This is a genomic window from Stenotrophomonas sp. STEN087 (assembly GCF_056759115.1).
The window spans coordinates 1-1,041 of record NZ_JBRRCR010000173.1 but is presented as its reverse complement, the minus strand read 5'-3'; the positions used below and the strand labels follow the sequence as shown (position 1 = coordinate 1,041).

At 64.1% G+C, this 1,041-nt stretch carries 1 protein-coding gene; it reads left to right on the top strand.

Annotated elements, in window-relative coordinates; genetic code table 11:
- On the top strand, positions 1-1,041 hold a 1,041-nt coding region (gene tuf / locus ACVOK1_RS20500), incomplete at its 5' end, for an elongation factor Tu (RefSeq protein ID WP_481563095.1).

Below are 1,041 nucleotides of genomic sequence, written 5' to 3'. Positions count from 1 at the left end.
GACGCCGCTCCGGAAGAGAAGGCTCGTGGTATCACGATCTCGACCGCGCACGTCGAATACGAATCCACCACCCGTCACTACGCCCACGTCGATTGCCCGGGCCACGCTGACTACGTCAAGAACATGATCACCGGTGCCGCCCAGATGGACGGCGCGATCCTGGTGTGCTCGGCCGCTGACGGCCCGATGCCGCAGACCCGCGAGCACATCCTGCTGTCGCGTCAGGTCGGCGTGCCGTACATCGTCGTGTTCCTGAACAAGGCCGACATGGTTGACGATGCCGAGCTGCTGGAACTGGTCGAAATGGAAGTCCGCGAGCTGCTGAGCAAGTACGACTTCCCGGGCGACGACACCCCGATCATCTCGGGTTCGGCCCGCCTGGCGCTGGAAGGCGACCAGAGCGACATCGGCGTGCCGGCCGTGATCAAGCTGGTCGATGCTCTCGACAGCTGGATCCCGACCCCGGAGCGTGACGTCGACAAGCCGTTCCTGATGCCGGTGGAAGACGTGTTCTCGATCTCGGGCCGCGGCACCGTGGTGACCGGTCGTATCGAGCGCGGCGTGATCAAGGTCGGCGAAGAAATCGAAATCGTCGGCATCCGTCCGGTGCAGAAGACCACCGTGACCGGCGTCGAAATGTTCCGCAAGCTGCTGGACCAGGGCCAGGCAGGCGACAACGCCGGTCTGCTGCTGCGCGGCACCAAGCGTGACGACGTCGAGCGTGGCCAGGTCCTGGCCAAGCCGGGTTCGATCAAGCCGCACACCAAGTTCGACGCCGAAGTCTACGTGCTGTCGAAGGACGAGGGCGGCCGTCACACCCCGTTCTTCAAGGGCTACCGTCCGCAGTTCTACTTCCGTACCACCGACATCACCGGTGCGGTTGAACTGCCGGAAGGCGTCGAGATGGTGATGCCGGGCGACAACATCAAGATGGTTGTCACCCTGATCAACCCGGTCGCAATGGACGCCGGCCTGCGCTTCGCAATCCGCGAAGGTGGCCGTACCGTCGGCGCCGGTGTGGTCTCCACCATCATCGAGTAA